The organism is Pseudomonas kitaguniensis, from assembly GCF_049199985.1.
Lineage (GTDB): Bacteria > Pseudomonadota > Gammaproteobacteria > Pseudomonadales > Pseudomonadaceae > Aquipseudomonas > Aquipseudomonas kitaguniensis.
In genome coordinates, this window is record NZ_JBLZPT010000010.1 from 141,946 (window position 1) to 154,726 (window position 12,781).

The window sequence follows — 12,781 nt, forward strand, 5'->3', positions numbered from 1 at the left end:
CTCCCCAAAAAGAAGCTCTCGCGCCCAATGGTTGATCACTCCATGCAATCGTCTCCCCGCAACTCCCGTCGCTGGCTGTTTGGCCTGCTCGTGCTGCTGGTTATCGCCGGCTTGTGCTGGAAATTCTGGCCCGGCAGCCACACGGATGCGGCGGCGTCGAAAGCCGCCGGGCATACCGGCAAAACGGGCATGGCGCGCCCTGGCTTCGGCGGTTCCACCGGCCCGATCCCGGTGCGCGTGGCGCCGGCGGTGCTGGGGGAGTTCCCGGTGTACTACAAGGCCTTGGGCACGGTGACTGCGCTCAATACGATTAATGTACGCAGCCGCGTGGGGGGCGAGCTGGTGAAAATCGCCTTTGAAGAAGGGCAGATGGTCAAGGCGGGTGACTTGTTGGCGGAAATCGACCCGCGCAGCTACCAGAACGCCTTGCTCCAGGCCCAAGGCACGTTGATGCAGAACCAGGCCCAGCTGAAAAACGCTCAGGTCGACGTGCAGCGTTATCGCGACCTGTACGCGCAGGACAGTATCGCCAAGCAAACCCTGGACACCGCCGAAGCGCTGGTTCTGCAATACCAGGGCACGGTCAAGACCAACCAGGGCGCGGTGGATGACGCCAAGCTGAACCTTGAATTCACCAAGATCCGCGCGCCCATCGGCGGCCGCGTAGGCTTGCGTCAGGTCGACGTGGGCAACCTGATCGCGGCCAACGACACCACGTTCCTCGCGGTGATCACCCAGACCCAGCCGATCAGCGTGGTCTTTACCTTGCCGGAAAACACACTGGAAACCGTGCTCGGCCGTTACCACGCGGGCAACAAGCTGCCGGTGGAAGCCTGGGACCGTGGCGACCTTAAAAAGCAGGCCACCGGCGTGCTGCAAAGCCTGGACAACCAGATCGACGTGACCACCGGCACCCTGAAATTCAAGGCGCGTTTCGATAACAAAGACCAGGCGCTGTTCCCCAATCAGTTCGTTAACGTGCACTTGCTCGCCGATACCTTGCACAACGTGGTGCTGGCGCCGACTGCGGCGATTCAGTTCGGCAACAGCGGCACCTTTGTTTACAAGCTCGATGGCGACAAAAAGGTCAAGGTCCAGCCTCTGGTGGTCGGTGACACCGACGGCGACAACACTGTGATCACCGAAGGCCTGGCCGCTGGCGACCGCGTGGTGCTGGAAGGCACCGACCGCCTGAAAGACGGCAGCGAAATCGAAGTGGTCAACGACAGCAGCGCCGTGCCGACCACGCCGACCGAACACCTGCAAGGCAAGCCCGCTGCAAAAGGGGAGACCGGTGCTAACGCCGGCAAGGCGCAAAAGGTCGGTTCATGAATTTATCGCGGCTGTTTATCCTCCGCCCGGTAGCCACCACGCTGAGCATGCTGGCGATTGTGCTGGCGGGCATCATCTGCTATCGCCTGCTGCCGGTATCGGCCTTGCCCCAGGTCGATTACCCGACCATTCGGGTGATGACCCTGTACCCCGGCGCCAGCCCGGATGTGATGACCAGCGCGGTCACCGCGCCGCTGGAGCGCCAGTTCGGGCAAATGCCTGGCCTCACGCAAATGGCCTCGACCAGTTCCGGCGGCGCGTCGGTACTGACCCTGCGCTTCAACCTCGACATCAATATGGATGTCGCCGAGCAACAGGTGCAGGCGGCGATCAACGCCGCGACTAACCTGTTGCCCAAGGATTTGCCGGCGCCGCCGGTGTACAACAAGGTCAACCCGGCAGATACCCCGGTTCTCACGCTGGCGATTACCTCCAAGACCATGCTGCTGCCCAAGCTCAATGACTTGGTCGACACACGCATGGCGCAAAAAATTGCGCAGATCAGCGGCGTCGGCATGGTCAGCATCGCCGGCGGCCAACGTCAGGCGGTGCGCATCAAGGTCAACCCGGAGGCGCTGGCGGCCAACGGCCTGAACCTGTCAGACGTGCGCACCTTGATCGCCGCGTCCAACGTCAACCAGCCCAAGGGCAACTTCGACGGCCCGACGCGGGTGTCGATGCTCGACGCCAACGACCAGTTGGTCTCGCCCCAGCAATACGCCGATTTGATTCTGGCCTACAGCAATGGCGCACCGTTGCGCCTCAAAGATGTGGCCGAAATTGTCGACGGCGCCGAAAACGAACGCCTCGCTGCGTGGGCCAATGAAAACCATGCCGTGCTGCTGAATATTCAGCGCCAGCCAGGCGCCAACGTGATTGAAGTGGTCGACCGCATCAAGGCGTTGCTGCCAAGCATCACCGACAACCTGCCGGCCGGCCTCGATGTGGCGGTACTCACCGACCGCACGCAAACCATTCGGGCGTCGGTCACCGATGTACAACACGAGTTGCTCATCGCCATTGTGCTGGTGGTGATGGTGACCTTCCTGTTCCTGCGCCGCTTCAGCGCCACCATTATTCCGTCCATCGCCGTACCGCTGTCGCTGGTAGGTACCTTTGGCGTGATGTACCTGGCGGGGTTTTCAATCAACAACCTGACGCTGATGGCGCTGACCATTGCCACCGGCTTTGTTGTGGACGATGCCATCGTGATGCTGGAGAACATTTCGCGCTATATCGAGGAAGGCGAAACGCCGATGGCCGCCGCGCTCAAGGGCGCCAAGCAGATCGGTTTCACCCTGATTTCCCTGACCCTGTCGTTGATCGCGGTATTGATCCCGCTGCTGTTCATGGCCGACGTGGTCGGGCGCTTGTTCCGCGAATTTGCCATCACCCTGGCGGTGGCGATCCTGATTTCGCTGGTGGTGTCGCTGACCCTGACGCCGATGATGTGCGCGCGGCTGCTCAAGCGTGAGCCCAAGGAAGAAGAACAAGGACGTTTTTACAAGGCCAGCGGTGCCTGGATCGATTGGCTGATCGCAGGTTATGGGCGCAAATTGCAGTGGGTGCTCAAGCATCAGCCACTGACGTTGCTGGTGGCCATCGCCACCCTGGGCCTGACCGTGGTGCTGTACCTGGTGGTGCCCAAGGGCTTTTTTCCGGTGCAGGACACTGGCGTTATCCAGGGTATTTCCGAGGCGCCGCAGTCGATTTCCTTTGCGGCGATGAGTCAGCGCCAGCAAGCGTTGGCGAAAATCATCCTGGCTGATCCAGCGGTTCAGAGCCTGTCGTCCTACATCGGTGTGGATGGCGACAACGCCACCCTCAACAGCGGGCGCCTGTTGATCAACCTCAAGCCGCATGGTCAGCGCGATTTAAGCGCGACGGAAGTGATCGCGCGCCTGCAGCCGGAAATCGACAAGCTGGTGGGTATACGCCTGTACATGCAACCGGTGCAGGACCTGACCATTGAAGACCGTGTCAGCCGCACGCAGTACCAGTTCAGCATGTCGTCGCCCGACGCCGAGTTGCTCGCGCTGTGGAGCGAAAAACTGGTGCACGCGCTCAGCCAGTTGCCGGAACTCACCGATGTCGCCAGCGACCTGCAGGACAAAGGCTTGCAGGTGTTCCTGGTGATCGACCGCGATGCCGCCTCGCGCCTTGGCGTGAGTGTGTCGACCATCACCGACGCGCTGTACGACGCCTTCGGCCAGCGGCAGATTTCGACCATCTACACCCAGGCCAGCCAGTACCGCGTGGTTTTGCAGGCGCAATCGGGTGAAACCCTCGGCCCGGCCGCGCTGAACCAGATCCACGTAAAAACCACCGACGGCGGGCAAGTGCGGCTGTCGAGCCTGGCGCGTGTGGAGCAGCGTCAGGCGCAGTTAGCCATTGCGCACATCGGCCAGTTCCCGGCGGTGATGATGTCGTTCAACCTGGCGCCTGGCGTTGCGCTGGGCAAAGGCGTGGAGCTGATCAACCAGACGCAGAAGGACATCGGCATGCCGGTGGGCGTGCAAACCCAGTTCCAGGGCGCGGCGCAGGCGTTTGAAGCGTCGTTGTCGAGCACCTTGCTGCTGATTCTGGCGGCGGTGGTGACCATGTACATCGTGCTGGGCGTGCTGTACGAGAGTTATATCCACCCGATCACCATCCTCTCGACCTTGCCGTCGGCGGCGGTGGGCGCCTTGCTCGCGTTGCTGCTCAGCGGCAACGACTTGGGCATGATCGCGATCATCGGCATCATCTTGTTGATCGGTATCGTCAAAAAGAACGCGATCATGATGATCGACTTCGCCCTCGACGCCGAGCGTAACCAGGGCCTTGACCCGCAAACGGCGATCTATCAAGCCGCGCTGTTGCGCTTTCGGCCGATCCTGATGACCACGCTGGCCGCGCTGTTTGGTGCGGTGCCGTTGATGCTGGCGACCGGCTCCGGGGCGGAACTGCGCCAGCCGCTGGGCCTGGTGATGGTCGGCGGTTTGCTGGTGAGCCAGGTATTGACCCTGTTCACCACGCCGGTGATTTACCTGTACTTCGACCGCCTCGGCCGGCGCTGGCGCAAAGAGCCGCAACGCCTGGAGCCGGTTGAATCATGAACCTGTCCGGACCCTTCATTCGCCGGCCGGTCGCGACCATGTTGCTGAGCCTGGCGATCATGTTGCTGGGCGGCGTGAGCTTCAATTTGCTGCCGGTGTCACCGTTGCCGCAGATCGACTTTCCGGTGATCGTGGTATCGGCCAGCTTGCCCGGCGCGAGCCCCGAGGTCATGGCGTCTACCGTGGCGACGCCGCTGGAACGCTCATTCGGCGCGATTGCCGGCATCACCACCATGAGCAGCTCGTCGAGCCAGGGCTCGACCCGCGTGATCCTGGCGTTCGACTCCGACCGTGATATAAACGGCGCGGCGCGCGAAGTGCAGGCGGCGATCAACGCCTCGCGCAACCTGTTGCCGAGCGGCATGCGCAGCATGCCGACCTACAAGAAAATCAACCCGTCGCAGGCGCCGATCATGGTGCTGTCGCTGACCTCCGACGTGTTGCAAAAGGGCCAGTTGTACGACTTGGCCTCGACGATACTCTCGCAAAGCCTGTCGCAAGTGCCGGGCGTGGGTGAAGTGCAGATCGGCGGCAGCTCCTTGCCGGCGGTGCGTATCGAGCTGGAGCCCAAAGCCCTCGAACAGTACGGCGTAGCGCTGGACGATGTGCGCAACACCATCGCCAATGCCAACCAGCGCCGGCCCAAGGGCTCGCTGGAAGACGCCGAGCGTAATTGGCAGATCCAGGCCAACGACCAGTTGGAAAAGGCCAAGGACTACGAACCGCTGCTGATTCGTTACCAGAACGGCGCAGCCCTGCGGTTGGGCGACGTGGCCAAGATCAGCGATGGCGTGGAAGACCGCTACAACAGTGGTTTTTTCAACAATGACTCGGCGGTATTGCTGGTGATCAACCGCCAGTCGGGCGCCAACATCATTGAAACGGTCCGGCAGATCAAGGCACAGTTGCCGGCGTTGCAGGCAGTGCTGCCGAGCAGCGTCAAACTCAACCTGGCGATGGACCGCTCGCCGGTCATCACCGCCACGTTGCATGAAGCCGAGATGACGCTGTTGATCGCCGTGGCCCTGGTGGTGCTGGTGGTGTACCTGTTCCTCGGTAACTTCCGCGCCTCGTTGATCCCGACGCTGGCGGTGCCGGTGTCGCTGGTGGGCACCTTCGCGGTGATGTACCTGTACGGTTTTTCGTTGAACAACTTCTCGTTGATGGCGTTGATTCTGGCCACCGGGCTGGTGGTGGACGATGCCATCGTGGTGCTGGAGAACATTTCCCGGCACATCGACGACGGTGTGCCGCCGATGAAAGCTGCATACCTGGGCGCCGAGGAAGTCGGCTTCACCTTGTTGTCGATGAACGTGTCGCTGGTGGCGGTGTTCCTGTCGATCCTGTTTATGGGCGGGATCGTCACCAGTTTGTTCCGCGAGTTTTCCATCACCTTGTCGGCCGCCATCATTGTTTCGCTGGTGGTCTCGCTGACCTTGACCCCGATGCTCTGCGCGCGCTGGCTCAAGCCGCATGTCAAAGGCCAGATGACTGGTTTGCAGCGCTGGAGCCAAAAGGTCAACGACCGCATGGTCGCGGCCTATGCCACCAGCCTGGATTGGGTGCTGCGCCATCGGCGCCTGACCCTGCTCAGCCTGTTGATCACCGTGGGCGTGAATATCGCGCTGTACGTGGTGGTGCCGAAAACCTTCATGCCGCAGCAGGACACCGGCCAGTTGATCGGCTTTGTGCGCGGCGACGACGGGCTGTCGTTCAATGTGATGCAGCCGAAGATGGAAACCTTCCGCAAAGCCGTGCTCAAGGACCCGGCAGTGCTCAGCGTGGCCGGCTTCATCGGCGGCAACAACGGCACCAACAACGCGGTCATGCTGGTGCGCCTCAAGCCCATCGCCGAGCGCAAAGTCTCGGCCCAGGCGGTGATCGAACGCTTGCGCAAGGACGTACCGCTGGTGCCCGGTGGGCGTTTGTTCCTGATGGCCGACCAGGACCTGCAATTTGGCGGCAGCCGCGACCAGTCGACGGCGCAGTATTCCTACATCCTGCAAAGCGGTGATTTGGCCGCGTTGCGGTTGTGGTACCCGAAAGTAGTCGCCGCCTTGCGCGCGCTGCCGGAACTGACCGCCATTGATGCCCGTGAAGGGCGCGGTGCGGCGCAGGTGACGTTGGTGGTCGACCGCGACCAGGCCAAACGCCTCGGCATCGACATGAGCATGGTCACCACCGTATTGAACAACGCCTACAGCCAGCGCCAGATTTCTACCATCTATGACAGCCTCAACCAGTACCAGGTGGTGATGGAGGTCAACCCGATATATGCGCAAGACCCGATCACCCTGAACCAGGTGCAGGTGATCACCTCCACTGGCGCGCGGGTGCCGTTGTCGACCATTGCGCATTACGAAAACAGCCTGGCGGCTGACCGCGTCAGCCATGAAGGCCAGTTTGCCTCGGAAAACATTGCCTTTGACCTCTCGCCCGGCGTGACGGTGCAGCAGGGCTCTGCGGCCATCGAACGAGCGATTGCCAAGGTCGGCTTGCCCGAAGACGTGATCGCCAAGATGGCCGGCACCGCCGATGCCTTCGCGGCCACCCAGAAGGGCCAGCCGTTCATGGTGCTCGGTGCGTTGGTGGCGGTGTACCTGGTGCTGGGCATTTTGTATGAAAGCTACATTCACCCGCTGACCATCCTCTCGACCTTGCCGTCGGCCGGCGTCGGCGCGTTGCTCTCGATCTACCTGCTGGGCGGTGAGTTCAGCCTGATTTCGCTGCTGGGGCTGTTCTTGCTGATCGGGGTGGTGAAGAAAAACGCGATCCTGATGATCGACCTCGCGTTGCAACTGGAACGCCATCAGGGCATGAGCCCGCTGGAGTCGATTCGCAGTGCCTGCCTGTTGCGCCTGCGGCCGATTTTGATGACCACACTGGCCGCGATTCTTGGCGCCTTGCCGTTATTGCTCGGCGCTGGCGACGGTGCAGAAATGCGCCAGCCGCTGGGCCTGACGATTATCGGCGGCCTGGTGTTCAGCCAGATCCTGACCCTTTACACCACGCCTGTGGTTTACCTCTATCTCGACCGCGCGCGCCACCGCTTCAACGCTTGGCGCGGCGTGCGTACCGATGCTGCCCTGGACACTGCGCTATGACCGATTCAACCTTTGCCAAATTGGCCATGCGCATGCCCCGTGGTTCGCGCGTTGCCAGCCTGCTGCTGTGCAGCGCCTTGCTCAGCGCCTGCGCCATCGGCCCCGACTATAAGCGCCCGCAGGTCACCGAGCCGGCGCAGTTTAAAGAAGCCCAAGGCTGGCGTCAGGCCAAGCCCAGCGATTCCCTGGCGCGTGGCGCCTGGTGGGAGTTGTACGGTGATCGCCAGCTCAACGACTTGGTGACGCGCCTCAATAACGCCAACCAAACCGTGGCGCAAGCCGAGGCACGGTTTCGCCAGGCCCAGGCTCAAGTGCGCAGCTCGCGCGGGGCGTTTTTGCCGTCGGTAGACCTGAGCGTCGGCAAAACCCGCGCCAGCCAAGGCACCGGCAGCAGCAGCGCGAGCCTGAGCAGCTCCAGTAGCGGTATCCGCGATACGCTCAACGCGCAATTGGGCGTGAGCTGGGAGGCAGATGTCTGGGGCAAGTTGCGCCGCGGTCTCGAAGCCAATGAAGCCACGGCCGAGGCCAGCTTGGCGGACCTGGCCGCGATGCGGTTAAGCCAGCAATCGGAACTGGTGCAGGACTACCTGCAACTGCGCGTGATGGACGAGCAAACCCGCTTGCTGCAAGCCACGCTGGACACTTACCAGCGCTCGCTGAAAATGACCGAAAACCAGTACCGCGCGGGCGTGTCGGGCAAAGATGCAATCGCCCAGGCGCAAACCCAGCTCAAAACCACCCAGGCCAGCCTGATCGACCTGATCTGGCAGCGCGCGCAACTGGAGAACGCCATTGCGGTGTTGATCGGCGAAGCGCCGGCCAATTTCAACCTGGCGGTGAGCAAGGACATCCCGGCGCTGCCGCAGATTCCGGCGAGCCTGCCGTCACAGTTGTTGGAGCGTCGCCCGGATATTGCTTCGGCTGAGCGTTCGGTGATTGCCGCCAACGCCAATATTGGCGTGGCCAAGGCGGCCTACTACCCGGATTTGACCTTGAGCCTGGCGGGTGGTTATTCGAGCAGCACCTATGCGGACTGGATCAGCTTGCCGAACCGTTTTTGGTCGGTCGGGCCGAAGTTGGCGATGACCTTATTCGACGGCGGGCAGCGTTCGGCCGAGGTTGATCGTACGGTGGCGAGTTATGACGAGACCGTCGCCAAGTATCGCCAGACGGTGCTGGATGGCTTCCGTGAGGTGGAAAACTACATGGTGCAGCTCAAAGTGCTGGAGGACGAGGCGGTGGTCAGCAACGAAGCGCTGGACGCCGCGCGGGAGTCGTTGCGACTGACCGAGAACCAGTATAAAGCGGGCTTGATTGCTTACCTGGACGTGGTGACGGTGCAGGCGACGGCACTGAGCAACGAGCGTACGGTGCTGACCTTGTTGCAGACCCGTCTGGTGGCGAGCGTGCAGTTGATTGCCGCGTTGGGCGGTGGTTGGGATGGTCAGACGGCGATAGAGGCGAACGATCAGTAGATCTGCTTTCTGCGGGGGGCGCTGCATCTTTGATGTAGCGCTGTCGCGCTTGGGGTGTTCTTCAGGTTGGGTGTATATCCGGTATTGGGTTTATGGCTTATATCGGTTTCGCTCTTACAGCGAGTCACTTTTGAAAGGACCCAAAAGTAACCAAAAGGTCCTCGCCCCACCACTCGGTGCCTCGCTTAGGCTCGGCATGCCCGCACGCAGGCTTGAATCCGTGGGCCGCCGCGATGGGCCATCCTTGGCCCAGCGCGGCTAACCCGGCGTCCTGCCGGGTTACCCACGGATTCAAGCCTGCGTGCGGCCATCGTGGTTAACGGGGCGCTTCTTAGATCAAAAGCAAAAGCACGGCGGCCTGAAAGCCGACCTGAGTGGTTGAAGCAGATCAAAAGATGGTTTTGCATCACAGCAGATCTGCTTTTTTTGCTTTCTGTGGGAGGGGGCTTGCTCCCGATAGCAGTTTTACAGTTGATACATGAATTGACTGACCCACCGCCATCGGGAGCAAGCCCCCTCCCACAGTTTGAATGCATTCTGCTTGGGAGATTGGGCCGGCTTCCGGGCCTTTCAAAAGTGACTCGCTGTAAGAGCGAAACCGATATAAGCCATAAACTCAATAACGGATATGCACCCAAGACCAAAGCCACAAACTAGATAAATTTCAATAACAAAAACAACACGTTATTTTTAGTTTGGCCGGAGCGCTCAGAACAAAAAACCGCCGGTTTTCAAGCCAGCAAATTGACGCCAAATGACCACTAATCCCCCCGCGACAATTAATCAACTCGCCAAGAATTAATATCGCTACAATCGCCCGCTTTTCCACGTCATACGGGCTTTTCAGGCCCATCAGGTACTGAGAAACCCATGCTGATCGGTAGCTATTCCCCCTCCTTGGTCGTGATATCCGTTTTCGTCGCGATCCTGGCGTCTTACACCGCGCTGGACCTGGCTGGCCGCATCGCGACCGCCAAGGGCCGCACGGTGTATGTGTGGATCGCGGGGGGCGCGTTGGCGATGGGCGTGGGCGTCTGGTCCATGCACTTTATCGGCATGTTGGCGTTGCGCCTGCCGTTTGCCTTGGGGTTCGACTTGCGCATTACCGCGCTGTCGCTGCTGATTGCGGTGTTGTCCAGTGGCTTTGCGTTGTGGCTGGTCAGCCAGGCCTGTTTGCCCACATGGCAATTGGCGTTTGGCGCGCTGATCATGGGGGCTGGCATCAGTAGCATGCACTACACCGGCATGGCCGCGATGCGCATGACACCGGGCATTGATTACGACCCCGGCTTGTTTGGCGTTTCGTTGTTGATCGCAGTGGTGGCCTCCGGCGCTGCGCTGTGGATTGCCTTCAACCTGCGTCGCAACACCCCTTACGTGCACGTGACACGCGGTGGCGCCGCTGTGGTGATGGGCGTGGCGATTGCGGGCATGCACTACACCGGCATGGCCGCGGCGCGGTTTGCCGACAACAGTTTTTGCGGGGCGGCGCTGACGGGCCTCAGCGGCAAAGGGCTGGACGACCTGGTGTTGGTCACCTCGCTGGCGGTGTTGATCATCGCGTTGCTGACCTCGTTGCTCGACGCGCGCCTGGAAGCGCGCACCGCGGTACTCGCAGACTCCCTGACCCTGGCCAACCAGGAACTGACCCACCTGTCGCTGCATGACATGCTCACTGGCTTGCCCAATCGCACCTTGCTGACTGACCGCATTCAGCACGCCATGCAAACGGTAAAAGAGCAGGGCGGTTGTTTTGCGCTGATGTTTATCGACCTGGATGGTTTTAAACCGGTCAATGACGCCTTTGGCCACCACATGGGCGACCAATTGCTGCGCGAAGTTGGCCTGCGCTTGCGCGAAGACCTGCGCGGCCAGGACACCTTGGCGCGTATCGGCGGTGACGAGTTTGTGCTGCTGGTGCAATTGACCCAGCCAGACGACGCCATCGGCTTGGCCGAGCGCCAGGTCAGCCTGGTCAACCGTGCGTTCAGCGTTGCCGAACATGAGCTGAAAATCTCTGCGAGCATTGGCATCAGCATGTTTCCGGGCAACGGCGGCACGCCTCAGGAATTGCTGATGAACGCTGACGCCGCGATGTACCACGCCAAAGGCATGGGCAAGAACGGTTACAGTTTCTTTGAAGTGTCGATGAACACCAACGCGCGCAAACAGCTGCAATTGCTGCAGGACCTGCGCAACGCGCTTGAACACCAGCAGTTTCGTTTGTATTACCAGCCCAAGTTCGACGCGCTCAGCGCAATGCCGGTAGGTGCCGAAGCCTTGCTGCGCTGGGAGCATCCGCAGCAGGGGTTGTTGTTGCCCGCGACGTTTATTCAGTTGGCGGAAAAAACCGGGTTGATTATTCCCATCGGTGAGTGGGTGCTGAACGAAGCGTGTCGCCAGATGCGCGAGTGGTACGTGCAGGGTTACGACGACTGGCGCATCGCAGTGAATTTGTCGGCGTTGCAGTTTTGTCATGCCGGGCTGATCAACAGTGTGGCTGCCGCCCTGGAGCGCCATCAGTTACCGGCCAACAGCCTGACCCTGGAGATCACCGAGTCCACCGCCATGAGCGACGTCGAGGCGAGCATGACGGTGTTGCAGCAGTTGTCGGACATGGGTGTCGACCTGTCGATTGATGACTTTGGCACCGGCTATTCGAGCCTGATGTACCTCAAGCGCCTGCCGGCCAACGAGCTGAAAATCGATCGCGGTTTTGTGCGGGACCTGGAACACGACAGCGACGACGCCGCGATCGTCTCGGCCATCGTCGCCCTTGGCCAGGCCCTTGGGCTGCGCATTGTCGCCGAAGGCGTAGAAACCGATAAGCAACAGCGTTTCCTGACCCGCCTGGGCTGCAACTCGCTGCAAGGCTACTTGTTGGGCCACCCATTGCCGGCTGACGGTTTTATGGCCGAGATCCAGCGCGCCGAGGCCGCGATAGCGCCTGACAAAAACCGTGCGTGACGCGTATTCTTGGATCCAACCCCGTACATCAGGTTGAATCAGGAGATCGCACGCATGGCCAAAGTCGTCATCATCACCGGAGGCAGCCGTGGCATCGGCGCCGAGACGGCATTGCTGGCAGCTCGCGAGGGCTATCACATTTGTATCAACTACCAGTCCGACGAAAAAGCCGCCCATAGCGTGCTGGAGCAGGTGCGTGGTTTGGGCGCGCAAGCCATTGCGGTGCGCGCTGATGTGAGCATCGAAGACGACGTGGTTGCGCTGTTCAAACGTGTCGATGCCGAATTGGGCCGTGTCACGGCACTGGTCAATAACGCCGGCACCGTGGGGCATAAGGCGCGGGTTGATGAAATGTCCGAACTGCGCCTGCTTAAAATCCTCAAGACCAATGTGCTGGGGCCGATCCTGTGCGCCAAGCACGCCGTGCTGCGTATGTCGCCACGGCATGGCGGGCAGGGCGGCAGCATTGTCAACGTGTCGTCGGTGGCCGCACGCCTCGGCTCGCCGGGCGAATACGTCGACTATGCCGCCTCCAAGGGCGCGCTGGACACCTTCACCCTCGGCCTGTCGAAAGAAGTGGCGGGCGAGGGTATTCGCGTCAACGCCGTGCGCCCCGGCTATATCTTTACCGACTTCCACGCTCTCAGCGGCGACCCGGATCGGGTCAGCAAGCTTGAGTCCGGCATTCCCATGGCGCGTGGCGGGCGCCCGGATGAAGTGGCCGAGGCGATTATCTGGTTGCTGTCGGACAAGGCGTCGTATGCCACGGGCACGTTCGTTGATTTGGGCGGTGGGCGCTGATCGG

6 protein-coding genes are annotated in these 12,781 nt (G+C 61.2%); all 6 read left to right on the plus strand.

What is annotated here, in order from left to right:
- Window positions 1–27 precede the first annotated feature (27 nt).
- The 6 genes from ACOZK9_RS14800 to ACOZK9_RS14825 all read left to right on the plus strand — a co-directional run bounded on the left by ACOZK9_RS14800 (window position 28) and on the right by ACOZK9_RS14825 (window position 12,777).
- A complete protein-coding gene (locus ACOZK9_RS14800) occupies window positions 28–1,332 on the plus strand; it encodes an MdtA/MuxA family multidrug efflux RND transporter periplasmic adaptor subunit (RefSeq protein WP_058413337.1) in 1,305 nt (434 codons plus the stop codon).
- Window positions 1,329–4,430, plus strand: coding sequence for an MdtB/MuxB family multidrug efflux RND transporter permease subunit (locus tag ACOZK9_RS14805; RefSeq protein ID WP_421556125.1), 3,102 nt, complete (start codon window positions 1,329–1,331; stop codon window positions 4,428–4,430). Before ACOZK9_RS14800 ends, ACOZK9_RS14805 begins: the two co-directional genes overlap by 4 nt.
- Window positions 4,427–7,534 (plus strand): efflux RND transporter permease subunit, encoded by a 3,108-nt coding sequence (locus ACOZK9_RS14810; protein WP_058413335.1) that lies wholly within the window; start codon window positions 4,427–4,429, stop codon window positions 7,532–7,534. Before ACOZK9_RS14805 ends, ACOZK9_RS14810 begins: the two co-directional genes overlap by 4 nt.
- Window positions 7,531–9,009: an efflux transporter outer membrane subunit gene (locus ACOZK9_RS14815; RefSeq protein WP_152748785.1), complete on the plus strand. Its 1,479-nt coding sequence runs from the start codon at window positions 7,531–7,533 to the stop codon at window positions 9,007–9,009. Before ACOZK9_RS14810 ends, ACOZK9_RS14815 begins: the two co-directional genes overlap by 4 nt.
- 870 nt (window positions 9,010–9,879) lie before the next feature.
- Window positions 9,880–11,976 carry a putative bifunctional diguanylate cyclase/phosphodiesterase gene (locus ACOZK9_RS14820; RefSeq protein WP_421556126.1) on the plus strand — a complete coding sequence of 699 codons (2,097 nt, stop codon included), beginning with the start codon at window positions 9,880–9,882 and terminating at the stop codon, window positions 11,974–11,976.
- A gap of 54 nt (window positions 11,977–12,030) precedes the next feature.
- Window positions 12,031–12,777, plus strand: coding sequence for an SDR family oxidoreductase (locus tag ACOZK9_RS14825; protein WP_152749514.1), 747 nt, complete (start codon window positions 12,031–12,033; stop codon window positions 12,775–12,777).
- Window positions 12,778–12,781 lie beyond the last annotated feature (4 nt).